Source organism: Novosphingobium aquiterrae, from assembly GCF_042434435.1.
In the GTDB taxonomy this organism is placed as follows: domain Bacteria; phylum Pseudomonadota; class Alphaproteobacteria; order Sphingomonadales; family Sphingomonadaceae; genus Novosphingobium; species Novosphingobium aquiterrae.
On sequence record NZ_JBHLTL010000011.1, the window covers coordinates 262,688 to 287,123 of the forward strand.

A 24,436-nucleotide genomic window follows, 5' to 3' on the forward strand; every position below is an offset into this window, starting at 1 on the left:
CATGCTGCTGATCCACTGCCCCTACTGCGACGAGCAGCGCGCCGAAATCGAGTTCGCCTATGCCGGCGAGGCCCATATCACCCGCCCGGCCGACCCTGCGGCGCTGAGCGATGAGGATTGGCAGTACTATCTGTTCATCCGTTCCAACCCGCGCGGTCGGCATCACGAACGCTGGCGCCACATCCACGGCTGCGGACGCTTCTTCAACGCGGTGCGCGACACGGTGACGGACAAGTTCGAAGTGACCTACAAGGCCGGGGAGCCGCGGCGATGAGCGGGTATCGGCTTGCCCAGGGCGGGCGCAGCGATCGCGGCCGCCAGGTCAGCTTCAGCTTCGATGGCGTGACCTATCAGGGCTTTGCCGGGGATACGCTGGCGTCGGCACTGCTGGCAAACGGGGTCAGGCTGTTCGGCCGCTCGTTCAAGTATCACCGCCCGCGCGGGCTGCTTGGGGCGGGCAGCGAGGAGCCCAACGCGCTGCTTTCGGTCAGCCGCGGACCGGGTCGCCATACGCCCAACCTCCGCGCCACCGCGGTGGAGATCTACGATGGCCTGGTCGCAACCAGCCAGAACCGCTGGCCTTCGCTCAAGAACGATCTTGGCGCGATCAACGACCGGCTGGGCATGTTCCTGCCCGCGGGCTTCTACAACAAGACCTTCATGTGGCCGCGCTCGGGCTGGGACAAGCTGTACGAGCCGGTCATCCGCCGCATGGCCGGGCTGGGCGAAGCACCGCGCGAGATCGACCCCGACCACTACGCCGCGACCTATGCCCACTGCGACCTGCTGATCGTCGGCGCCGGCCCCGCCGGGATCGACGCAGCGCTGGAAGCAAGCGGGACGGCCAGGCGGGTGATCCTGATCGACGAACAGGACGAGCCCGGCGGCGGGGCGCTGAGCGATCCGGCGCTGTGGCCGTGGCTGAAGGAAAGCCTGAAAGACCTGGCCGCCGCACCGAATATCACGCTGCTCACCCGCACGACCGCGTTCGGGTACTATCACGACAACTTCATCGGCGCGGTCGAGCGGCTGACCGATCATCTTGCCGATACCGCCAGCGGCGCCCGCGAGAAGCTTTGGCGGATCCGCGCCGGTGAAGTGATCCTGGCCCAGGGCGCGATCGAGCGCCCGCTGGTTTTTGCCGGAAACGACGTGCCCGGGGTGATGCTCGCCTCCGCCGCGCGGACGTACCTGCTGCGCCACGGGGTGGCGGTCGGACGGTCGATTGCGCTGATGGCATCGCACGACAGCGGTTGGCACGATGCCTTCGCCCATGCCCGGGCGGGGGTGAAGGTCGCCGCGATTGTCGATGTCCGCGATACGGTTGCTGCGGCGCTGACCGCAGAGGCGGAGGAACTCGGCATCCCGGTCATGCTGGGCCACAGCGTCTGCGACGTGCATGGCCGCCACGGGGTGAACGCGATCAGCGTCGCCCGCAACGACGGCAGCGGCGTGTCGCGGATTGCCTGCGATGCCCTGCTGATGGCGGGCGGCTGGACCCCCAGCGTGCACTTGTGGTCGCACAGCAAGGGCAGCCTGGCCTGGGATGCTGCGCTGGGTGCCTATGTGCCCGACAAGCCGAATGAAAGGGTCCGCTGCGTCGGCGCCTGTTCGGGCAAATGGAACTTCGGCAGCGGGGTGGTGATCGACGTCTTGCCGACCCCGCGCGATCAGAGCCGCATCAAGGCCTTTGTCGATTTCCAGAACGATGTGACGGCCAAGGACATCAAGCTGGCGGTGCGCGAAGGCTTCAAATCGATCGAGCACATCAAGCGCTATACCACCAACGGCATGGCGACCGACCAGGGCAAGACCTCGAACCTCAATGGCCTGCAGATCGCTTCGGGGGCGCTGGCCAAGCCGGTTACCGAAATCGGGCTGACCTCGTTCCGCCCGCCCTATACCCCGCAGACCTTCGGGGCGCTGGCGGGTCACGCCAAGGATGCCCTGTTCCAGGCCACCCGCCAGACCCCGATCGACAGCTGGGCCGAAGCGAACGGCGCGGTCTTCGAACTGGTCGCGCAGTGGCGGCGCGCGCGCTATTTTCCGCGCGGCGGGGAAGACATGCACGCCGCGGTCAACCGCGAATGCCGTGCGGTCCGATCAGCCGTCGGGATCTTCGATGCCTCGACGCTGGGCAAGATCGAAGTGGTCGGGCCCGATGCCGCCGAATTCCTCAACCGCATGTACACCAACCCGTGGAAGGCGCTGGAGCCAGGGCGGTGCCGCTATGGCCTGCTGCTGAAGGAAGACGGCTTCATCACCGACGACGGCGTCTCGGCGCGGCTCGCCCCGGACCGGTTCCACCTGACCACCACCACCGGCGGTGCCGCCCGGGTGCTCAACATGATGGAGGACTACCTCCAGACCGAATGGCCCGATCTTGACGTCTGGCTGACCAGCACAACCGAGCAATGGGCGGTGATCGCGCTGCAGGGACCGTTGGCGCGCACGCTGCTTGAACCGCTGGTCGAGGGCATCGACCTTTCGGCCGAGGCGTTTCCCCACATGGCGATCCGCGAAGGGACAATCTGCGGCGTCCCGACGCGCTTGTTTCGCGTCAGCTTCACCGGTGAACTTGGCTTTGAGATCAACGTCCCGGCCGCCTATGGCCGCGCCGTGTGGGAGCGCCTGATGGCGGACGGCGCTTCCCATGGGATCACGCCTTACGGCACCGAGGCGATGCACGTGCTGCGTGCCGAAAAGGGCTTCATCATCGTCGGTCAGGACACCGACGGCACCGTGACCCCCTATGACGCCGGGCTCGACTGGGCGGTCGGCAAGAAGAAGCCCGACTTCGTCGGCCGACGCAGCCTGGCCCGCCCCGACATCGTCGCGCCGGGGCGCAAGCAGCTGGTCGGGCTGCTCACCGAAGATCCCACCGTGATCCTTGAGGAAGGCGCGCAAATCGTCGCCGATCCGAACCAAGCCATTCCGATGACGATGATCGGGCATGTCACCTCGTCGTACTGGAGCGAGGCGCTGGGCCGGTCGATCGCCCTGGCGCTGGTTGCGGGCGGACAGGGCCGGATGGGCGAAACGCTGCACGTTCCCATGCCGGGCCAGACCCACCGCGCTGTCGTCAGCGGCATGGTCTTCTACGATCCTGAGGGGGCACGGCTGAATGTCTGAACGCCTTGCGCGCCTTGAGCCGGTTGCCAGCGCGCCGCTGGACCTGCGCGGTGTGACCGTCACGCTGGCACAGCCGATGCGCCGCTATTCGCTGCGCGCACGCGACCGCGCGCTGCTTGAAGCGGCCCTGTCGCTACCCTTGCCGGCGCAGATTGGCGAGACCAGGGGGCCGGCGGCCTGCCTCGGTCCCGACGAATGGCTGCTGCGCCTGCCCGATCACCAGCCGCTGGCCATTCCGGACGGCCAGAGGCTGGGCATTACCGAAATCAGCGAACGCGCGGTTTGCCTGGTGGTCGAAGGGCCGCGCGCTGCCGCGGTGCTGATGGCCGGATGCCCGCTCGATCTTGACCGCTTCGCCAACGGACGCGCCACGCGCACGGTGTTCGAAACGGTGGAGATCGTCCTGCTGCGCACTGGCGAAAGCCGCTTCGAAGTCGAAGTATGGCGCAGTTTCGCACCGTGGCTGAAGTCGGCATTGGAAGCCGCAGCGGAGTAGCTGCACCAAGGGGGAATTTTACGCATGTCGGATTGGACCAGGGACATTGATCCTGCTGGCTATGGTCAATCCAACCGGCGTTGGGGCGGGATGATCGTCAATCCGGCGGTGTTTTTCCCGACGGCGATCATCTCGCTTGCGGTCATCCTGTTCAGCGTGATCGCGCCCCAGGCTTCAGCCGATCTGTTCGGTGCGATGCGCGGCGGAGTGGTTGCGCACTTCGACTGGTTCCTGATGTCGGCGGGCAACCTGTTGCTGCTGTTCTGCGTGGCAGTCGCGGTGTCACCGCTCGGCCGGATCCGGCTGGGAGGAAAAGGGGCGACGCCGGACTATTCGCGGCTGTCATGGTTTTCGATGCTGTTTGGCGCCGGCATGGGTATCGGACTGGTGTTCTATGGCGTGGGCGAGCCCGTGACCCATTTTGCTTCGTCTTTGTCGGGCGCGGCAGGTGCACCGCTGGGCGGCGCGCCGGGCAATCCAGAGGCTGCGCGCAGCCTGGCATTGGCGGCGACAATCTTTGACTGGTCGCTTCATCCATGGGCCATTTTCGCCGTTACCGGGCTGGCATTTGCCCTGTTTGCCTATGATTTCAACATGCCGCTTTCGATGCGCTCGGCCTTCTATCCGATATTTGGCAAGGCGGTCTGGGGCCGGGCGGGCGACCTGATCGAAGTGCTGGCCGTGCTGGCAACGATCTTTGGCCTGGCGACGTCACTGGGGCTGGGTGCGCAGCAGGCGATGGCGGGAATCACCTTCCTGTACGGCGTCACCAGTTCACCGCTGACGATCCTGGCCCTGATCGGGATAATGGCCAGCATCACGTTCCTGTCGGTGCGGGGCGGGATTGATCGCGGCATCAGGATCCTGAGCGAGGCGAACATGTGGGTCGCCTTGGCGCTGCTGCTGTTCGTGCTGGCAACCGGGCCGATGTGGCACCTGCTGGCCGACTTCGCGAAAAACATCGGCAATTATCTGAAGCTCCTTCCCGCGCTGTCCAACCCGGTCGGTCGCAGCGACCGCGGGTTCTACGATGACTGGTCGGTCTATTACTGGGCCTGGTGGATCAGCTGGGCGCCGTTCGTCGGCATGTTCATGGCGCGAATTTCGCTGGGCCGCACAGTGCGTGAATTCATTGCCGGGGCCATGGTCGCACCAAGCCTGCTGGGGATCATCTGGCTGACGATTTTCGGCGATGCCAGCATCGAGCAGATCCTGGCCGGCAAGGCACCGGAATTGGCGAAGGCATCGCTGGATACCCAGTTGTTCGTTCTTCTGGAGACACTGCCCTATGCGCAGATCACCTCGTTCGTCTCGATCGCGCTGATCCTGATATTCTTCGTCACCGGGTGGGATTCGGGAACGCTGGTAATCGATACGATGACGGCCGGGGGGCGCACAGACACGCCCTTGCGCCAGAAGGCAATCTGGCTGTTTGCGGTCGGCGGGATCGGCGTGGTCCTGCTGCTGAGCGGCGGTCTCAATTCGCTGCAGGCCGGCGCGATCGCAACGGGGTTGCCGTTGGCGCTAGTCTTGTTGGTGATGTGTGCCGGCACGCTGCGCGGATTGCTGGCGATTCATCGCCAAGCGCGGACTAGCTGACCTTGAGCGACCATAGGTGAGTCAGCCAGACAACGACGATCCCTGCACCAAGCGCCACATAGGGCAAAATGCCTGCGCGCGGAACGACCACGGTCTTTTCGAACGGATCGGCGTCGGTGCCTTCGGACACCGGGAACTTGCCCGTGTCCTGCACATAGTGGCGGAAGGCGAAGACCGGTACGATCAGCAACACTGCCAACAATCCGTTGCGCAAGGTGCCTGCGCCCCAGACGTCGGCACCGGCCCCCATCCAGATCATGTTGATGAACCCGAAGGCCGCGCCGGTGGCGAGCAGCCAGGTCGGGCAGCGATAGGGCCGGTTCCAGTCCTTGCGGTCGATCCGGTGAATCCACCCGGCTTGCAGATTGAGGAAATTGAAGATGAAGTAGCAGACGTTGGAAATCATCAGCACGGCGAAATAGTCTGATGCCAGCAGCAGGATCAGGTTGAAGCCAAGATCGGTCCACATCGCCGCGGTCGGCGCGCCATGATGGTTGACCTTTGACAGGTACCTTGGCAGCCACCCGTCGACCGAGGCCTGGTACAGGGTGCGCGAAGATCCCATCATCGACGTCATCACGATCAGCAGCAATGCCAGGACCAGCATGACGATCAGCATGTTGCCGATGATCGCGCCGCCGCCGACGATCCGCGCCAGCGCCTGGGCGACGCCCGAACCATCGTAGATCGCCGGATCGAGCATCCCTTCCAGCCCCAGCGTGGCCTGGAAGGCCAGCGGAACCAGTGTGAAGATCCCAATGCACAGCATACCCGCAGCGATGATCGCCCGCGACGTGTCACGCGCCGGATCGCGGAATTCGCGCGTGTAACAGACCGCCGTCTCGAACCCGTAGGTCGACCATCCCGCGCCGAACATGGCCCCTGCCAACAGGGTCAGTCCGGCCGTGTTCCAGGTTCCGAAACCGGGATTGCCGGCCGCATCGCGCAGCATCGGCAGCAGCGGGAAAAGATGGTCGCGGGGAAGATCGCCGGTCAGCAGCGGAACCAGCCCGACCAGCAGCAGCGGCGCCATGCACAGTAGGCCCAGAACTTTCTGGAAGTTGGCCGCCTTGGCCGCACCATGGTGCTGCAGGGCGAAGGTCAGCAGCAGGAACGCCGCGCCGATGATCGATACCAGATTGATCCTAAGCGTCAGTCCGTTGCGCACGAAGCCGAGGTCGAACAGCTGGATCTGCCAGGTTCGGATGGCGGCATCGGGTGCGAACAGGCTGGCCATGACATAGCCGGCACCAAGGCTGGTCCCAAGCGCGAGAACGGGCGACCAGGCCAGCCAGTTGCACCAGACCGAGATCGGCGCAATGAACTTGCCATAGGGTAGCCAGCCGGCCGCGCCATAGACTGAAGCACCGCCCGACTTATTGGGATAGAGCCCGGCAATTTCGGCATAGACGAAGGACTGGATGAAACCCATGAAGATGGATGCGATCCAGATCACCCAGCTGGGCTGACCGATCACCGTGGCGATGCCGCCCATGGTCAGCAAGACGCCAGCCGGCACTCCGCTCGATGCCCAGAAGGCGTCCTTCCAATCGAGCTGACGGCGCAGCTGCAGCGGATCGGGGGCCTGTGCCGCCTCAGCCTGTGATGCCACTGGTTATGCTCCCCGACCTGTGCAGCGCCTGATTTTCTGCGTGTCCTATTTGCCGAAGTTGTAGGTAACGCTCACGCCCCAGGTGCGGGGCTTGGCATAGACGCCAAGGACATCGCCCCAATACAGCGATCCGTCGAAAGCGTAGACCCGGTACGCCTTTTCGAACAGGTTGTTGACGAAGACGGCGACGTCGATCTTTTCGTCTGCCGTGGTGAAGCCCAGCCGCGCATTGGCTACCGCATAGCCCTTTTCCCGCTCGACAGGGGCACACATGACGGTGAAGCACATCGAGGACTGGAACAGCGCATCGCCCTGGATCGAGGCCGTACCGCCAGCCAGATCAAACTCGTAGCGCGCCATGGCGCTGCCCGAGAACTCGGGAGCCTGTGGCAGGGAATGGTCTTCCAGCGTGACCCCATCAGGCAGCAGCACGTTCTTGACCGTGCTGGTCTGGTACGCGCCCGATAGTTGCAGGGTGAGCCCCTTGACAGGCCGGGTCGAAAAGTCCGCCTCGATACCCTTTACTGTCGCCGGCAGATTACGCACGACCTGGGTAAGACCGACCTGCACGAAGGCCTGATAGTTCTTGTAGTCGTAATAGAAGCCAGCGACGTTGAAGGTGGTTCCCGGCGCCAGTGTCGCCTTCAGACCCACTTCATAGTCGTTCAGCGTTTCCGGACGATAGGGCAGGTTATTGATCGTATCGATGAGCTGATAAGGGAACGGCGTGCCGGTCGAGAACGTGAAACCGCCGGATTTGGACCCGCGATTGTAGCTGGCATAAAGCAGAACGTTGTCGCTTGGCTTGTAATCGATCTCGGCGCGCGCAGTCAGGCCGCTGAAGCTTGGTGTCGCTGCGGCCGGCGTGATCGTCACTCCGGAATCTACGCCGCTGCCATAGGTCCATGACAAGGGATCATTGGTGCTGCCCGGCGACGTGTCGGTATAGGAGATATCGTTCGGGCCAAAATGCAGCGAAAGGGCATAGAGCGGCAAGGTGTGGACTGCAGTGTAATCCCCGATCTTGTGATCGTGCCAGTAACGCAGGCCGCCGATCAACTTCACCTGATCGCTGATCTTGAATTCGTCCTGGGCGAAGAAGGCGAACGATTCGGTGCGCTGTGTGAATTTGACGCTGGGATCGTAACCATCGAAAGGCGTGGCATATTTTGCCTTGTACTTGCCGTCGATGATCATGCCGAAGGCGCCGAAAGTCAGGAAATTGCGGTCGCTGGTGCGCGAGAACCGAAATTCCTGCGAAACCTGGTTCACCCTGGCGTCCTGATAGAACACCGTACCCGACGGATAGCAGGTTACGCTTGACGCTGGCGCCGGGCACGGTGCCGGACCCGCCGGAGTGACGTTTTCGACATAGGGCAGCTCGGGCGGGCCATCGCCGCTTTCGATGTAGAACTTCTTGAGGTGCTGGTAATCGGTGATCGATACCAGGTCGAAAGCCCCCAGTTGGGCATCGAGCCGCAACGTCGCACCGAACAGCTTGCGATCGACATAGGCAGGTCCGGTTCCGGCGGTCTTCCATGGGCTGCCGCCTTGCGAGGCGGCAATCTCTGGATTGAAATAGCCGGGGCCGGCCGTTCCCGTGGTACCCCAAACCGCACAGGTGTCGGTGGGCGACATGAACGTGCCCTGGAGCTGGGAATTGAAGCAGGCCGGAGCATAGTTGTAGACGCCGGCCTGGCGTTCCTTGTCGGCTTGCGAGAAGCGTAGCGTCAGTTTGGCCTTGAAGCTGCTTGAAGGCTCAAGCGCGAAGATCCCCCGTAGCGCCCAGTGGTTGTTGGCGCCGCGGTCTTTTTCGCCGGGGGTGATGTTCTTGATGTAGCCATCGTCGCGGTCATAGATGCCCGCAATGCGCGCGCTCAGGGTGTCGCTCAGTGGACCGGATACCGCAGCCTCGAAAATCGTCTGGTTGTAACGCCCGTAGGTCGCCTTGACGAAGCCATCGAATGTGTCCGTCGGCTGGTTCGAAACGAATTGCACCGCGCCGCCTGTGGCATTGCGGCCGAACAGCGTCCCTTGCGGCCCGCGCAGCGCTTCGACGCGGGCCAGGTCGAATACCGGGAAGCTCGCGGTGGTGATCGAACTGGCGTAGGAATCGTCCTGATAGACAGCGACCGGTGGCTCTTGTTGATCGCCGTAGTCATTCTGTGAGACACCTCGCATGTTGAACACGACCTGCGAAGACGAATAGGCATTGTATTTCAGGTTGGGGATGGCAGCGACCACGTCGGTCGCATTGTTGATCGAGCGGTGCCGCAGCTCTTCCTGGCCAAGTACCGAAATTGCGATACCGACGTCCTGAAGCTTCTGCTCACGGCGCTGCGCGGTAACGACGATATCGGCTTCGCCGGTCTGCTCATCGGCCGCTGCGCTCGGCGCAGACTGGGCCAATGCGCTACCTGCCGACATTCCCGCCGTGATCAGCGCGAGTGCAGTGCCTGCCCGCAGCCAGACATAGAGCGGCAAAGTGTGATTGCGATTGGCCATGCTAACCCCCAGTCAGTGGGCGACACCCACGGAGTTTTCCGTTCAGGTTGGCCGCCGCTATTTATCCATCCTCAGCAAAGAATGACCCATATTGAATGGACGTGCAAGACGGTCAGGTGTCGCTCTGGACCGGCTTTTGCAGAATCTGGCTCGCACCGTTTTATCCGAAGTCACCGTGTTGTGCAGATTATATAATTGAAAACGAACATAAACATATTTATCCAGCAACAAAATTGCGCATTTATGATGATCATCAATCCGGCTAATAGTGTATATCGGATTGCAGTTTCTTGATTGGAGATAGCCATCCTCGTTGATATTGAATGCTCGTTCAATGAATGGGAAGAGGTAAAGTCGATGCGCCGCCGCGAACCTGAAGATCGACGCGTGCAGCTGCTCCAGGCTGCCCTGGCGGCTCTGGCCGAGACTGGCATCGAGCAATTTACCATGGCCGAAGTCGCGCGCCGCGCCAAAGTATCCCCCGCGCTGATTGTGCATTACTTTGGTGATCGCGACACCTTGATCGAGGCGACGTTCCGCCAGCTGGTCGAGCGGGTCACCACCCGGCCCATGGATGCGCTTTCCACTGGCGGCGATCCCGAAGATCGCCTTCGCGCATTCGTACTTGCCCATCTCAACCCGGGAGAACTGAGTTCAGAGGCATCGCGCGCCTGGCTCTCATTCTGGGGCCTGGCGCTTTACAATCCCGCACTGGCCCGACTGCAACGCGTCCATCAGGAGCGGATGATTTCGAACCTCAAGCACGAGTTGCGCGCGCTTGTCGTTGCAGACGCCGTGACGCGGATCGCTGAAACCATTGCGGCCCTCATCGACGGGTTCTGGCTTCGTGCTGCGCTGGCGGGCGCGTGGAAGCCCGATGTCCAGATACCAGTCGACTGGATCTTTGCGGTTATCGAACGCGATCTGGCTGATTCCCGCCTGCCGGAAGCCGGCGCCAAGCCCGTCGCCGTCAGCTTCGATACGATCAATCCCGCAACTGGAGAGGTGCTGGCGACAATCCGGATCGACGGTCAGGCAGAAATCGACAATGCCGTGGCGCGCGCGGTCGAAGCGCAGAAGCACTGGGCGCGCGTTCCCGGAGTCGAACGCGGCCGTATCCTGTTTCGCGCTGCGCAGCTGCTGGTCGCCCGCAATGAGGAGCTGGCGCGACTGGAAACATGCGACACCGGCAAGCCGATCCAGGAGACCATCGCGGTCGATGTGCTGTCAGGCGCGGATTGCATCGAATACTACGCCGGTCTGGCACGAACGATAGCCGGAGAGCATATTGACCTTGGCGATGCGGCGTTCGGCTATACCCGGCGCGAGCCGCTTGGCGTGGTCGGCGGGATCGGTGCCTGGAACTATCCCTTGCAGATCGCCTGCTGGAAATCTGCTCCCGCGCTTGCTTGCGGCAATGCAATGATCTTCAAGCCGGCCGAATTGACCCCGCTTACCGCAATCGAACTCGAAAAGGTCTATCGCGAGGCAGGCCTTCCTGACGGTCTGTTCCAGGTGGTGCAGGGCAAGGGCGACACCGGACGGCTGCTCAGCCGACATCCCGGGATCGCCAAGATGTCACTGACTGGAGAGGTTGGCACGGGCAAGAAAGTGATGATCGATGCGGCAGGGACGCTGAAACACGTGACCCTGGAGCTGGGCGGCAAGTCTGCGCTGATCGTGTTCGAGGATGCCGACATCGATGAAGCCGTCTCCGGCGCGTTGCTGGCCAATTTCTATTCGGCCGGGGAGGTCTGCACCAACGGAACGCGGGTCTTCGTGCACGCCTCCGTGCGCGACGATTTCCTCGCCCGCCTCAAGCACCGGACCGAAGCGATGGTGCTGGGGGATCCACTGAACCCGGCCACCCAGATGGGCGCGCTGATTTCGCGCGAGCACATGGACAAGGTGCTGGGATATATCGCGTCAGGTCAGCAACAGGGCGCCAGACTGCTCACCGGCGGCAAGCGCGCCACCCATCTCGCCGGCAATTTTGTCGAACCGACCATTTTTGTCGATTGCCAGGACGACATGGCGATCGTGCGCGAGGAGATCTTCGGTCCGGTCATGACGGTTCTTGACTTCACGAACGAGGACGAGGTGATCGCGCGCGCCAATGCCACCGACTTCGGTCTGGCGGCCGGCATCTTCACGCGGGATCTGGCCAGGGCGCACCGGACGATTGCCCGCCTCGATGCCGGAACCTGCTGGATCAACACGTACAATATCACCCCGATCGAGTTGCCCTTCGGGGGCAACAAGCAATCCGGACTGGGACGCGAAAACGGTCTTGCGGCGATCGAGCATTATACGCAGCTGAAGAGCGTCTACGTGGCGATGGAGCCGATCGATGCCCCGTACTGACGAAAACTTCGATTATGTGATCGTCGGGGCCGGTTCCGCCGGCTGCGTCCTTGCCGATCGCCTTAGCGCGGATGGCCGGCACCAGGTGCTATTGCTCGAGTACGGCGGGAGTGATCGTTCCGTCCTGATCCAGATGCCCGCAGCGCTGGCTTATCCGATGAATACGCGGCGGTGGAACTGGGGTTATGAAAGCGAGACAGAGCCACATCTCAACAACCGCCGTCTCAATTGCCCAAGGGGCAAGGGCCTGGGTGGATCGTCCTCGATCAACGGGCTGGTCTACGTCCGCGGCAATCCGCTCGATTTCGAACGCTGGCAGGACGACGAAGGCGCGCGCGGCTGGGGTTATGCCGATGTTCTGCCCTATTTCAAACGCGCCGAAGAACGTGCAGAAGGCGGTGACGCCTATCGCGGCGGCGACGGGCCGCTTTCCACGACATACGGAACGCTTAAGAATCCGCTGCACCAGGCCTGGCTCGATGCGGCCCAGCAGGCGGGCTATCATCTGACCGAAGACTACAACGGTTTTCGCCAGGAAGGGTTCGGCCGGATGGATATGACCGTTCGCCGGGGCACTCGCTGCTCTGCGGCGAAGGCCTATCTTTATCCGGCCAGAAAGCGCGCAAACCTGACCGTCATCCAGCACGCGCTGGCAACCCGGGTGCTGTTTGAAGGGACGCGCGCGGTCGGCATCGCATATGAGCGCGATGGGCGGACCCATGAAGTTCGTGCCCGGCGCGAGGTCATTCTGTCCGGCGGGTCGATCAATTCGGTTCAGTTGCTCAAGCTGTCGGGGATTGGCCCGGCGCAGGAGCTAACGGATCTTGGCATACCGGTGGTGGCGCACCGGGAGGGCGTTGGTGCCAATCTGCAGGATCATCTGGAATTCTATTTCCAGATGGCCTGCACCAAGCCTGTGACGCTTTATGGCCAGTCGGGCCTGATCGGCAAGGCTTTGGCCGGCGCGCAGTGGCTGTTTCTGCGGAGCGGGATCGGCGCGACCAACCACTTCGAAAGCTGCGGCTTCATCCGCAGCCGCGCCGGGATCAAATATCCCGACGTGCAATACCACTTCTTCCCGCTAGCGATCAATTACGATGGCAGTTCCCTTGCCAGCGAGCACGGCTTTCAGGCGCATGTCGGCCCCATGCGCTCGAAGAGCCGCGGCACCGTGACGCTGCGCACTGCGGACCCGCGCGACAAGCCGGTCATCCGGTTCAACTATATGAGTCATCCCGATGACTGGGCAGAGATGCGCGCCTGTGTCCGCCTGACCCGCGAAATCTTCCAGCAGCCTGCGTTTGCGCCGTGGCGTGGCCGCGAAATTCAGCCCGGGGCGGATTGCATCAGCGATGAAGCAATTGACGCTTTCATTGCCGATCATGTCGAAAGTGCGCTGCACCCTAGCTGCACATGCAAGATGGGCGCACCCAGTGATCCGATGGCAGTCGTCGATCCGGATTTGCGGGTGATCGGGGTGGAAGGTCTGCGGGTGATCGACAGTTCGGTCATGCCATCGATCACGACCGGCAATCTCAACGCGCCAACCATCATGATCGGTGAAAAGGGCGCCGACCTGGTGCTCGGCAAGCAGCCACTGCCGCCTTCCAACGCGCCCTACTATGTCGCGCCCAACTGGCAGCACGAGCAGCGATGACCCGGTATGTCGCGGAACCTGCCCGGCACGTTGCGGTCATCCGTAAGACCGATGTCGTCGCACCCAGGCCATGAAACGGCCCGCGCCCGGGCCAGCAGGGCGCGAATACCGCCATCGACTGCTGGCCAAAGTGGATGCGAGCTATTAGTCAGGGTAATACTGCTCGATTGCGAGTGACTCCTTGGGGAAGGTCCATCCGTGAAGCCGACGCAAGAGTTCGATCTCCATGCCATCGAGGTGTTCATCATGACCGTCGAGCTTGGCGGGATGTCGCAGTGCGCACTGCACTTGCAGATCACCCAGTCGGCGGTGTCGCAAACGATTGCCCGACTCGAAGCGAATATCGGGACGCCCCTGTTCGATCGATCGATGCGTCCCCTGGGCCTGACGACCAGCGGCCGTTCGTTGTTCGAACGCGGCAAGCGGCTTCTGGCGCTGGCGCGCAGTACCTATGACGACATTCGCGTTGGGGCCAATTTGCCGCTGGCCAGCCTGACCCTGGCGATGTCCTTCAGCCTCGCTTACCAGCTGACCGCCACGATCATGAGCAACCTGGGCGACCGCGCCGAACGCTGGAACATCCGGTCGGGCATTTCGCAGGAACACCAGGGCGAGTTCATGGCCCGCGACATCGATGTGCTGATGACTGGCAGCTACAATCTGGAGCACCGCGACAACGTCGAACTTCACCCGGTGTTCGAGGAAGGCTTCGTCATTGTCACGCCGGCAAACTATCGCAAGCCCTTGCAGATCGACGTGGACAACCATGAGCTGCCGTTCATCCGCTTCTCGCACCTGACCGGGATGGGCCAGCAGATCGAGCGGCAGATCGTCCGGCTCAAGCTGAATCTGCGCCAGGTCGTCGAAGTCGAATCGTCGCATCAGCAGCTTGCGCTGGTCGCGGCGGGGTTGGGCTGGACGATAACCTCGCCGATCTGTCTGCTGGCGGCGCCCGAACTGCTGCGCAAGACCCGGATCGAACCGATGCCACGCGGGCGGTTCTCGCGCACGGTTCAGGTCGTTTCCCGGGTCGGAGAATTGGGAACGCTTCCGCAGGATATTGCCAAGGTCTGCGCCAACGAGCTGAGGGAAGTGACCTTCCCGCCGCTGTTCGAACACATTCCGTGGATGAAAGAGCAAGTCAGCTGGCATGCCTGACCTGGCAGGACGACCGGTCTAGGGCAGCGTTTCCGACGCCACCTGCCAGAAATGCAGCATGTCGTGCGCATAGCTTCGCGGCACGAAAGCAAGGCAGCTTTCGTCGCTTTCGACCAGCAGCCGGACATTGACGTGATCAATGAGGGTAGCCGCGCTGTACCCGGGCGCGAATTCAGGCGACTCGGCATCGAACACCCCGTGCTCCATCAGCAAGCTGCGCCATCCTGGACCGTTCAGCCGAAACCGGACGATTCCGCCGCCAATTGCCGTCAGGCTGCCATCGCCGCCCAACGCTGCCTGCAAGGGCGCCATGTCCCCCTCGACCAGCCAGACCGTTGGCTCGAAGCGTATGAAGTGCAGCGATGCTGTGCGAGAAGATCTGCCAAGCGGCGGCAAGGCAGTGCCGATGGTCGTCCTTATCCGTTTTGCGACAGCTGCAGCGTTGCCCCAGATCTCGAGAACATAGAGCGGTGTCGGCGGCAGCGCGGTGATCGTAACGTCAGTCACGGTAACGCTCTCCCGCCGTGTCGTAGAAGTGCGGTGCCACCACACGCACGCGTGCGGTCTGTCCCCGCGTTGGTGACGTCGCGATCAACTCTTCGCCGTGCCGCGCGAAGCCATTGGTCAGCTGACCAAGTGCGATCGATCCGCCTGCTCGTACGCGATAGGCAGCCGCGGTGACGTGCCCTTCGGCAGGGCTGTCATTGCCCGCAACCAGCATGGCGCCTTCAGGTATTGTGCCGCTGATCGCCTCAAGCCCGACCAATTGCTTACGGCCCGACAGGGCGAGTGAAGGTCGGGTCAGACCGGCTGCACCAACATAACCGCCTGCCTTGTTGAGCATCCGGTCAAGACCCAGATCGTGCGGCGTCAGCCGTCCGTCGATCTCGCCGCCGACAACCAGATGGCCCTTTTCAATCCGCAACAGCTCCATCGCCTCTAGGCCGTAAAGGCATCCGCCCCGGGCAGCCACTTCGGCATGGCAGGCGTTCCATACCGGTTCGGCGTGATCTGCCTCGACATAGATCTCGAACGCCCGCTCGCCGCTATAGCTTGCCGCCAGGACGATGACCGGAACGCCAACGATGGTGGCTGCAATTGTCGACATGTGTCGCGGCGCGGCCTCGCCGATCAGGGCGGACACGACCTCCACCGCCTTCGGCCCGGCGACGGCGATACCGGCATGGTGTTCCTGAACATTGACAGCCGAGACGCGAAATTCCGGGCGCAGGACCTGGCGGACGTATGAAATGTGCGTGGCCATGCGGTCGGCGCCGCCGGTCGAACTTGTCAGCAGGTAGCGATCTTCGGCCAGGCGCCAGACCGTGCCGTCATCGAACACCAGGCCGTCCTCGCGCAGCATGAAGGTATAGCGACCGCGCCCCACCGCCAGCTTGCCAACGCTGGTCGCACAGATCAGTTCGAGCAATGCCGCGGCATCGGGGCCGCTGACTTCGAATTTGGCCAGCGTCGAAACATCGGTCATGCCGACCACGCTGCGCACGCTGCGCGCCTCGCGAAGGGCTGCTTCGGCCAGGCCCTCGCTACCCTGCGGATAGGCCCGCGGTCGTTTCCAATAGCCGAGTGGTTGCCAGATCGGCTGATGCGCAAGATGCGCCTCGTAAAGCGCCAGGCGGCGCAGATGCGCGCCAGCATCGCGCTCGGTCCGTCCGGCCAGCAACCCCATTGTGACGGGGGTGTAGGGCGGGCGGAAGGTTGTCAGCCCGGCCTCGGGAATGGCCACGCCCTGCTTTTCCGCAAGTCTGCCTAGCGCAGCCATGTTGCTGGTCTTGCCCTGGTCTGTAGCCATGCCCAGCGTGGTATAGCGCTTGAGATGCTCAACCGAGCGGTACCCTTCGGCCCAGGCCAGATCGACGTCGCCCAGTGACACATCGTTCTGGAAATCGATGAACGCCTTGGCCGGATTTTCCGGCGCGAATATCGGTCCGACTGGATCGGCAGAAGCGGCTGCGCCAATCGATGAAACGTTTTGCCGAGCCGTCCCCGGCAGGAATGTCTGGCTTGCCTGATCCCAGTCCAGCGCGGCCCCGCCAGCCTGCATGTGGAGATGGACAACCGGCGTGAAGCCGCCTGACATAGCCAGCAAGTCGGCCTGCCAGCGCACGATCTTCCCGTCGATCCTGGCGCTGACTGCCCGCAGGTGATGCGCTGCTCCCTTGGTTGCTAAAGGCGCCGCATTGTTGAACACGGCAAAGCCACTTTCCGCTCCGGCAGGGGCGGGCCGCGTATCAAGCACGGCGACAATCGCAGCGCCCGCATCGCGCAAGGCGGCAGCAGTCAGATAAGCATCGTCGTTGTTGGTTGCGATGACTACTCTGCGGCCCGGAATGACGCCAAAACGCCGAACGTAGGTGCGCACCGCCTGACTGAGCATGACACCGGGCCGATCGTTGTGGGCAAATGCCAACGGACGCTCCAGCGCCCCGGTGGCAAGTACCACGCGCTTGGCGCGCACATGCCAAAGCCTTTGCGCGATGCCGCCGGGCGGCTCTTCCCCGGGCTCGGCCAGCCGCTGGGTCAGGGTGACCAGATTATCGTCCCAATAGCCCGTTGCCGTTGTGCGCAGCAGTATCCGCCCGCCCAGCGCGGCAATCCGCTTCGCCGTCGCATCAGCCCAATCGGGATCCTGCTGCGGCGGATCGCGGCGAAGCGAAGGAGCAAGAATCGTGTCCTGCTCTACCAGCATGACGCGTTCGCCGCTTTCTGCTGCGTCCAGCGCCGCGGACAGACCGGCGGGACCCGCCCCGACGATCAATACGTCGCAAAACGCCGCCCGCTGGGCAAATCGATCGGGATCGGCGTGGCTTGGCGCTTCGCCTAGACCGGCGGCACGGCGGATGAACCATTCGTAGACCATCCAGCGCTTGGCCGAGCCAAAGAAGGTCTTGTAATAGAACCCGGCGGGCAACGCCTTGGCGACCAGGCCAAGCACCGCACCGAAATCAAGCCGCAGGCTGGGCCAGCGGTTCTGGCTGCGCGCGACCAGTCCGTCGTAGACCAGGAGATCAGTCGCGCGGGTGTTTGGCTCGGTTCGGCCGCCGGTGCCTACGGTCACCAGTGCGTTGGGTTCTTCCACCCCGGCCGCCATGATCCCGCGCGGGCGATGATATTTGAAACTGCGGGCGACCAAGCCAATGCCATTGGCCAGCAGCGCTGCGGCCAGTGTATCGCCGGGGCGGGCAAGCAATGGCTTGCCCTCAAAGGTAAAGCGGATCGTTCCCGCCTCGCCGTCGCGCGATGGCCCGCTCATGGCAAAGCCTCTGGCCCCACGGCACGGATCGCGGCGATCTGGTGGGTTACGCGGTGCCGGGTCAGGATCAGCCATGCGCGGCAGCCAAACGTATGACGCCACAGTTCCTCGTCCAGACCGCGTGGATTGCCGCGCGCGAAAAGGGCTTCCATGGCGCCGGCGGCTTCGGCATCGGGCTGCACGACCGAATCCACAGTCCGTTCATAGACGAACTCGACCTGGGCGCGCGGGCCGCAGTGCGGGCAGGTGATCAGCAACATCGCAGTGCCCTTTCCTAGCGGTGGTTCGGCATCGGGCCGACGCCGTTTTCGTCGATGGTGTCGCCGCGGCGAAAGCGGTCCAAATCGAACGGCGCGTTGAGAGCATGCGGCGCGCCTGTGGCCAAGGTGTGGGCATAGGTCCAGCCCGACGCAGGCGTCGCCTTGTAACCGCCGTAGCACCACCCCCCGTTGATGAAGAGGTTCGGTACCGGGGTGGTGCCGATGATCGGCGATCCGTCGAAGCTCATGTCGGTCACCCCGGCCCAGGTCCGCAGCATGCGCAGGCGCGACAACGCCGGGACCAGCGCGATCGCCTGGGCAATGGCGCCCTGGGTGACCATCGGCTGGCCACGCTGGGCATAGCTGGGCCAGTTGTCGGGGTCGCCCCCCATCACGATCCCGCCCTTGTCCGACTGGCTGATATAGCAATGCAGAGATTGCGACATGATCACGCCGTTGATCATCGGCTTGACCCCTTCGGTGACCAGGGCCTGCAGGGTCTGGCTTTCGACCGGCAGCTTCAGCCCGGCCATTGCCGCGACGTGGCCGCTGTGCCCGGCAACGCAGATCCCGACCCGGCCCGCGCCGATCCGGCCGCGGGTGGTTTCAACCCCGACCACCGCATCGCCCTGCCTGACGAAGCCGGTGACTTCGCACTTCTGGATGATGTCGACCCCAAGCCGGTCGGCGCCGCGGGCATAACCCCAGGCCACGGCATCGTGGCGGGCGGTGCCGCCGCGGCGCTGGATCAGGCCGCCCTCGATCGGAAAGCGGGCATCACGCGACATATCGAGCAGCGGTTCCAGCTTCGCGACCTGGTCGCGGCTGAGCAATTCGGCATCGATCCCGTTGACCCGCATGGCATCGCCGCGCTCGGCCAGTCTGGTCATGTCGGCGTCGCTGTGGCCCAGGAACATCGCGCCGCGCGGGCTGAACATGACATTGTAGTTAAGTTCGTCGCTGAGATGCTCCCACATCTTAAGCCCGAATTCGAAGAAGTTGTGCAGCTGCGGCAGGCGATAGTTGGAACGGACCAGGGTGGTGTTGCGCCCGGTATTGCCGCCCCCGATCCAGCCCTTTTCCAGCACCGCGACCTTGCGGATGCCGTGGACGCTGGCAAGGTAATAGGCCGTCGCCAGCCCGTGTCCGCCGCCGCCGATGATGACGATGTCATAGCTGGCACGCGGTTCGGGATCGCGCCAGGCCGGCTGCCAGTGGCTCTGGCCGTTGAACGCGCCGCGCAGCAGCGAAAATGCCGAGTATTTGCCCATCAGACCGGCAGCCAGCCCTTGCTTGTCCGCCAGTCCGCCGCAATCCCGTCGAACCGGCTGAGCGCCAGCTTGTCGATGTCGGTAAAGCTGCAGCGTCCTTCCAGCACGAGGTCGCTGATGGCATGGCCCGAGGCGGGCGACAGGCCGAAGCCGACCCCCGACATGGTGCACAGCGTCACGTTCTCATGCCGGTCGATCACCGGGCGCCCATCCGGGGTCATCTCGATCACCCCGGCCCACGAGCGGATGACGTTGAGATGGGCCGCATTGGGGAACAGTTCCGCCAGCCGCCTTGCCAGGTTGCGCGTGAGGGGGGTGCTGGGCTTCACCTCGGGGCCAAGATCGCCGAAGGTCACCCATTCGTGCGGGCCGCCGCCATAGGCCAGGTTGCCGCGCAGGGTCTGGCGTCCGTACAGCCCGTTGCCGTCGACTCCGCCCAGCTTCATCATCGGGGCCGGCTCGGTGACGATCATTTCGGCGCGCGCCGCGGCCAGCGGCACTTCGATGCCCAGCTGTGCGGCTAGCGTGCCGGTCTGCGGTCCGGCAGCGATGACCACCGCATCGCAAGCGTGAGACGTGCCGTTGCTTTCGACCGAAACGACATTGCCGCTATTGGTCTTGAATCCGGTCACCGGCGAATGCTGCACGATCCTGCCGCCCAGGTCCTGCAGCGCCCAGGCATAGGCCTGCACCGTGCGATGCGGATTGGCGTGGCCGCCGAAGCGGTAGTGGATGCCGCCCAGGCAGTTGTCCCCAGCCAGCGGCACCGCTTCGCGCACCTGCTGCGGGTCAAGCAGGTCGACCCGGTGGCCCAGCCGGTTGTTCATCTCGGCGATGTAATGGTATTGCTCCAGCTGGCGCGGCGTCACCGCCATGACGATCCGCTCTGGGCTGAATTCGGTCGGATAGCCCAGCAGTTCGTCCATCTGCGGCCACAGCCGCTGCTCTTCCTTGAACAGCGGGCTTTGATAGTGCGAGCAGCCGCCGCCATTGCGGCCCGATGCTTCCCAGCCGACGATGCCCTTGTCGAGGACAGTCACCTGCACGCCGGATCGTGCCAGCCACCAGGCCGCGCTGAGGCCCGATGCACCTGCACCCACCACGACAACCCGCTGCGCGCTCACAGGCTCATGTTCCCGCCCAGGCGGCGCCGGTTTTCTTCCTCGAACGGCGTGCCGATGTCGGCATAGGGCACCCACTGCGTCGGGATCCCCATCCACACGTCCCAGCCGGCGCGCATCTCCTCACCTTCTTCCCAGTCGGCGATGACCTTGAGAGTCAAGGGGCGGACCGGCGCGCGGTGCGTGGCCAGCGGCACCTCGCCCAGCGGCGTTCCCGCCTCGGCCGCCAGGATCATCGCGACCTGATCGCGGCAACGCCGCCCCTGGCACTGGCCCATTCCGCTGCGGGTCAGACGCTTGACCTGATCCTGATTGGGCGGGCCATCTTGCAGCAGGCTTTTCAGCGAGCGTTTCTGCATGGCCGTCGGACGATCAAGATACTGCGGCGGTTGCACGCCGATCAGGTCGGCCAGCGTCATTTCCTCGCACTGGCAGATGATCGTATCGCCGCCGCAGGCTCCGCCAAGGGCGTCCATCCAATCCTGCCGATAAGCGGCGTGATCGAATCCCGTGTCCGGCAGTCCGGCGCAGCGCCCGACCGTCTGAATGTTGCCTTCCACCGCAGGAATCCATCCACCGCGCGCCGGCTCAAAACGGCGCGCGCCGTTCATGGCATCGACCAGCTCGATCATCGGAACCAGGCCGACGGCCATGACCAGGCTATCGCAGGTGATCGTGCTGCCATCCGAAAGGACCAGCGCTTCGACGCCATCGATGCCGCCCTTGGCCAATACCGGCGATACGCCGCAAAGGACAGGAATGCCCGCCTGCGCAATGTCCGCGACGCGCGCCGGGTCGCCCTGCGGTGCGTCGCGCACTTCGAGAATGCACGCCACTGCGATGCCGCGGCTGTGGGCCAGCAAAGCTGTTTCAAGGCCAAGATCTTGCGATCCCGCGACCACGATCCGCCGACCAGCAAAAGCGTCGTACATCTCCAGCAATTTGCGCAGCGCCGCAGCGCCCATGACCCCGGGCTGGTTCCAGCCGGGAAAGGCAATCGGCAGATCGCGCGCTCCGGTGGCCAGCACCAGCCGGTCAAAGCCGACTAGCCACGAGCGCTCCGCATCAGCGAGGCCGATCACTTGGGCAGGGAGGCTGCCGACCAGTGGGCCATTGCGATAGACCCCCCAGGCAGTCGTGCCGAGCTGCACGTCGACCCCGGCGTCGATCGCCTCCATCAGCCACGGAAGGTTGGTGAAGACCGTCTCGACCATGCGTTCGCTGTTCTGAACCGCAGTCGTGGCGCGCCCGCCGAAGAAGTAAGGTACGTCGGTGCCGATCAGCGCGCTCGAGACCGGGTTCTCGTCGACCAGCAATACTGTCTGTCCGCTCTTTGCAGCCTCGACGGCAGCCTGGGTGCCGCTTTTCCCCGCACCGACGACCACCACAGCAAAATGCTGCGCGGGCAGGGGGAACTTGCCGTCGATGGCATGCGGGTCAATCGAACGTGTGGTCACACCGCCTCCAATGCCTGGTCAAGGTCTGAGATCAGATCGTCGACGTGTTCCAGGCCCACCGAAAGCCGCATCGTGCCCGCAGTGATCCCGCCCTCGTGCCGCTGGTCCGGCGTCAGTGCATAATGTGTGGTGCTGGCGGAATGACAGATCAGCGTTTCCGATCCGCCAAGGCTGACCGCAAGTTTGAGCAGGCGAAGGCGGTCGAGCATGCGGAACGCTTCCGCTTCGCCGCCGTGGAGGTGGAACGAGAATGTCGAACCGGCGGCCTTGCACTGCCGGTCGTAAACCGCGCGCTGGCGACTGCCCTCGGGCAGGAAGCCCAGATAGGTAACGCCTGCGACCTTGGGGTGGTCGCGCAGAAATTCGGCAACCTTGCGGGCGTTGTCCATCGCCCGCTCGGTACGAACGTGCAACGATTCAAGGCTGCGCGTAACCAGCCAGGCGGTATAGGGATCCAGATGGTTGCCCCATGTCGTGCGCATGGCTTTCAGCCGGTCGATCGGGTCGTGTTTGCCGCTGACACCGCCGGCAAGCAGATCGCTGTGACCGCCGAAGTATTTCGTCAGTGAGGTCATGCACAAATCCGCACCCAGCGCGATCGGGCGCTGGGCAAAGGGGCCAAGCAGCGTGTTGTCGACGACCACAAGTGGCCGGTGGCCCTGCGCGGTTCCGACCGCATCGGCGAGGCGGACCATCAGCGCAAGGTCGACGATCGCGGCGGTGGGATTAGCAGGCGTTTCGGCGATAATCAGCTTGAGCGGCCCTTGCGCCATAGCCTGATCCGCTGCCGCACGAACGGCGGCTTCGTCGGTCCCGTCGCTGTAGGCAGCCGCATGACAGCCGTACTGGGGCATGATGCTGTTGTAGAGCATATCGACGCCGCCATAGATCGGGCGGCCATGCAAGACGCTATCACCGGGGGTGAGAAAGGCCAGCGCGATCGACGAATGCGCGGCCATGCCGCTGCTGTAGGCGACGGCTGCCTCCGCACCGTCGATGGCTGCGAGACGCGATTCAAGGATGTCTAGCCCCGGATGGCCAAGTCTTGAATAGATGTGGTGGCTTTCACCGGCCAGGGGCCCGGTGCCATCGAAGAACGCCTCGTGCACATGTTTGGCGTGCTGCGCCGAAGGGTAGACGAAAGTCGAGGTCATATAGATCGGCGGCTTGGCCGATCCCCCGGCGGACTGCGGGTCGTAACCGAAGGCTACAGCAAGTGTTTCCGGCCTGAAGCCGGTGGGCGGATCAATCGACATGGTCGGCAAGGTATGCACGCGCCATGTCGCAATACCAGTCGGTAAAGCGCATCACGAGCATCTCTGCGTCTTCGGAATAAGGACCGGGCGTATATCCGGGACTTCTGATCCCGGCATGGTTGTTTTCCGCCAGCTCCTTGTCCTGCAGATTGGTGCAGGTCCACAAGTCGGTCAGTTCGTCGAGGTGGTAGTCGACCCCTTCGACGGCATCCTTGTGTACTAGCCATTTGCTGAACACGTGGGTTTCCGCCGGGCCGACCGGCATGCAGCTGAACATGAAGGCGTGATCGGCCGTGGCATGGGCGAACAGGTGCGGATCGATGGCCCAGCGCATCGAACCAAGATCGCCATCGCCCTTGTCGCACATCAGCTTTTTCGACAGGTGGCTACCGTCGGGAGAGATCGAGACGCAGCCTTCGTTCAGGGCGAAGCGCGCGACCTGCCACCAATGGCCCTCGACCGCGGCATGCGCCATACCGAGCGCGTCCATCCGCCCGGCAAAGGCAGCGTTGCGCGAGTCCTCGCCAATGTCGAAGTGCTTCGACATGCCGACCGGGAATGTTCGCGAAAGCTCGGGGTGACCGGTCGCGCAGTGATAGCACTCGCGCGCGTTCTCCATCACCAGCTTCCAGTTGGCGTATTCGACCAGCACAGCCGATGCGGCCAGCTTGGCGTTCTTGAAATCGTGCGGCGCGGCATAGGCTTCGAATTTCGCCGCGAAATCCGCGATCGGCGGCGGCGTATCGGCCAGGCAGATGAACATCGCCCCGGCAATGCACTGGATCGCGAGCGGCTTGAGCCCGTGATCGGCCTTGCTGAAATCCGCCGGCATGCGCCCGGCGGCCAGCAAGCTGCCGTTGAGATCGTAAGTCCAGCGATGATAGGGGCAGACCAGCCGCGCGGCCGATCCGCTGCCCGGCTGGCACAGCAGCGATCCGCGGTGGCGGCAGGTGTTGTGAAACGCCTTGATCTCGCCGTCGCGGTTGCGGGTGATCAGGATCGGCCACTTGCCGACAGTCATCGCCATGTAGCTGCCGGGTTTGGGCAGCTCGCATTCGAACCCGGCCATCAGCCAGCTGTTGCCGTAGATCGCGTCGAGGTCGAAATCGTGGGCGCGCGGATCGAGATAGAGCCCTTGCGGCAGGGAGTGACCTTCGCGGCGCGCGGCAAATTGTGCGGCGGTCCAGGCCAGATCTGTCATCAAGATTCTCCCCACCGGCTAGTTGGCAGCGATACTGGCGCAGTGCGGTGCGATAGAGAAATCGACTTTTGGCATA

Annotated in this window: 17 protein-coding genes; 7 read left to right on the top strand and 10 right to left on the bottom strand. The window is 63.6% G+C overall.

What is annotated here, in order from left to right; all coding sequences use genetic code 11:
* The first annotated feature begins 1 nt into the window (after nucleotide 1).
* The 4 genes from ACFFF7_RS14785 to ACFFF7_RS14800 are packed head-to-tail and all read left to right on the top strand — an operon-like array spanning nucleotide 2 to nucleotide 5,227.
* The gene (locus ACFFF7_RS14785; protein ID WP_379482125.1) at nucleotides 2-274 is read left to right on the top strand and encodes a sarcosine oxidase subunit delta; all 273 of its coding nucleotides are present in this window, start codon (nucleotides 2-4) and stop codon (nucleotides 272-274) included.
* Nucleotides 271-3,132 (top strand): 2Fe-2S iron-sulfur cluster-binding protein, encoded by a 2,862-nt coding sequence (locus ACFFF7_RS14790; protein WP_379482126.1) that lies wholly within the window; start codon nucleotides 271-273, stop codon nucleotides 3,130-3,132. Before ACFFF7_RS14785 ends, ACFFF7_RS14790 begins: the two co-directional genes overlap by 4 nt.
* Complete coding sequence (locus ACFFF7_RS14795) at nucleotides 3,125-3,628, top strand: sarcosine oxidase subunit gamma (RefSeq protein ID WP_379482127.1); 504 nt, start codon at nucleotides 3,125-3,127, stop codon at nucleotides 3,626-3,628. The genes ACFFF7_RS14790 and ACFFF7_RS14795 overlap by 8 nt, the downstream gene beginning before the upstream one ends.
* Before the next feature lie 24 nt (nucleotides 3,629-3,652).
* On the top strand, nucleotides 3,653-5,227 hold the full coding sequence (locus tag ACFFF7_RS14800; protein ID WP_379482128.1) for a BCCT family transporter: 1,575 nt from the start codon (nucleotides 3,653-3,655) through the stop codon (nucleotides 5,225-5,227).
* Here the strand turns inward: ACFFF7_RS14800 and ACFFF7_RS14805 are convergent.
* Both ACFFF7_RS14805 and ACFFF7_RS14810 read right to left on the bottom strand, forming a co-directional pair.
* Complete coding sequence (locus ACFFF7_RS14805; RefSeq protein WP_379482129.1) at nucleotides 5,220-6,839, bottom strand: trimethylamine N-oxide permease; 1,620 nt, start codon at nucleotides 6,837-6,839, stop codon at nucleotides 5,220-5,222. The two genes, ACFFF7_RS14800 and ACFFF7_RS14805, sit on opposite strands and share 8 nt — an antisense overlap.
* Before the next feature lie 45 nt (nucleotides 6,840-6,884).
* Nucleotides 6,885-9,344, bottom strand: a complete 2,460-nt coding sequence (locus tag ACFFF7_RS14810; protein WP_379482130.1) for a TonB-dependent receptor — start codon at nucleotides 9,342-9,344, stop codon at nucleotides 6,885-6,887.
* 357 nt (nucleotides 9,345-9,701) lie between these two features.
* Between ACFFF7_RS14810 and betB the strand changes: the two genes are divergently transcribed.
* From betB to ACFFF7_RS14825, 3 genes are all read left to right on the top strand, one after another.
* Entirely contained in the window at nucleotides 9,702-11,708 is a 2,007-nt protein-coding gene (gene betB, locus ACFFF7_RS14815; RefSeq protein ID WP_379482131.1) for a betaine-aldehyde dehydrogenase, read from the top strand.
* A complete protein-coding gene (betA, locus tag ACFFF7_RS14820; RefSeq protein ID WP_379482132.1) occupies nucleotides 11,695-13,365 on the top strand; it encodes a choline dehydrogenase in 1,671 nt (556 codons plus the stop codon). The genes betB and betA overlap by 14 nt, the downstream gene beginning before the upstream one ends.
* Nucleotides 13,366-13,563: 198 nt before the next feature.
* Nucleotides 13,564-14,523 (top strand): LysR family transcriptional regulator, encoded by a 960-nt coding sequence (locus tag ACFFF7_RS14825; RefSeq protein WP_379482133.1) that lies wholly within the window; start codon nucleotides 13,564-13,566, stop codon nucleotides 14,521-14,523.
* 18 nt (nucleotides 14,524-14,541) lie between these two features.
* Here ACFFF7_RS14825 and ACFFF7_RS14830 read toward each other — a convergent pair whose 3' ends face one another.
* The 8 genes from ACFFF7_RS14830 to ACFFF7_RS14865 are packed head-to-tail and all read right to left on the bottom strand — an operon-like array spanning nucleotide 14,542 to nucleotide 24,360.
* Nucleotides 14,542-15,030: a hypothetical protein gene (locus ACFFF7_RS14830; protein WP_379482134.1), complete on the bottom strand. Its 489-nt coding sequence runs from the start codon at nucleotides 15,028-15,030 to the stop codon at nucleotides 14,542-14,544.
* Complete coding sequence (locus ACFFF7_RS14835) at nucleotides 15,023-17,794, bottom strand: 2Fe-2S iron-sulfur cluster-binding protein (RefSeq protein WP_379482135.1); 2,772 nt, start codon at nucleotides 17,792-17,794, stop codon at nucleotides 15,023-15,025. The genes ACFFF7_RS14830 and ACFFF7_RS14835 overlap by 8 nt, the downstream gene beginning before the upstream one ends.
* Nucleotides 17,791-18,054 (bottom strand): sarcosine oxidase subunit delta, encoded by a 264-nt coding sequence (locus ACFFF7_RS14840; RefSeq protein WP_379482136.1) that lies wholly within the window; start codon nucleotides 18,052-18,054, stop codon nucleotides 17,791-17,793. The genes ACFFF7_RS14835 and ACFFF7_RS14840 overlap by 4 nt, the downstream gene beginning before the upstream one ends.
* A gap of 14 nt (nucleotides 18,055-18,068) precedes the next feature.
* On the bottom strand, nucleotides 18,069-19,325 hold the full coding sequence (locus tag ACFFF7_RS14845) for a sarcosine oxidase subunit beta family protein (protein ID WP_379482137.1): 1,257 nt from the start codon (nucleotides 19,323-19,325) through the stop codon (nucleotides 18,069-18,071).
* Nucleotides 19,325-20,449 carry an NAD(P)/FAD-dependent oxidoreductase gene (locus tag ACFFF7_RS14850; RefSeq protein ID WP_379482138.1) on the bottom strand — a complete coding sequence of 375 codons (1,125 nt, stop codon included), beginning with the start codon at nucleotides 20,447-20,449 and terminating at the stop codon, nucleotides 19,325-19,327. The genes ACFFF7_RS14845 and ACFFF7_RS14850 overlap by 1 nt, the downstream gene beginning before the upstream one ends.
* Nucleotides 20,446-21,903, bottom strand: coding sequence for an FAD-dependent oxidoreductase (locus tag ACFFF7_RS14855; protein ID WP_379482139.1), 1,458 nt, complete (start codon nucleotides 21,901-21,903; stop codon nucleotides 20,446-20,448). Before ACFFF7_RS14855 ends, ACFFF7_RS14850 begins: the two co-directional genes overlap by 4 nt.
* Entirely contained in the window at nucleotides 21,900-23,159 is a 1,260-nt protein-coding gene (locus ACFFF7_RS14860; protein ID WP_379482140.1) for a cystathionine gamma-synthase family protein, read from the bottom strand. Before ACFFF7_RS14860 ends, ACFFF7_RS14855 begins: the two co-directional genes overlap by 4 nt.
* Nucleotides 23,149-24,360: an aromatic ring-hydroxylating oxygenase subunit alpha gene (locus ACFFF7_RS14865; protein ID WP_379482141.1), complete on the bottom strand. Its 1,212-nt coding sequence runs from the start codon at nucleotides 24,358-24,360 to the stop codon at nucleotides 23,149-23,151. The genes ACFFF7_RS14860 and ACFFF7_RS14865 overlap by 11 nt, the downstream gene beginning before the upstream one ends.
* Nucleotides 24,361-24,436 lie beyond the last annotated feature (76 nt).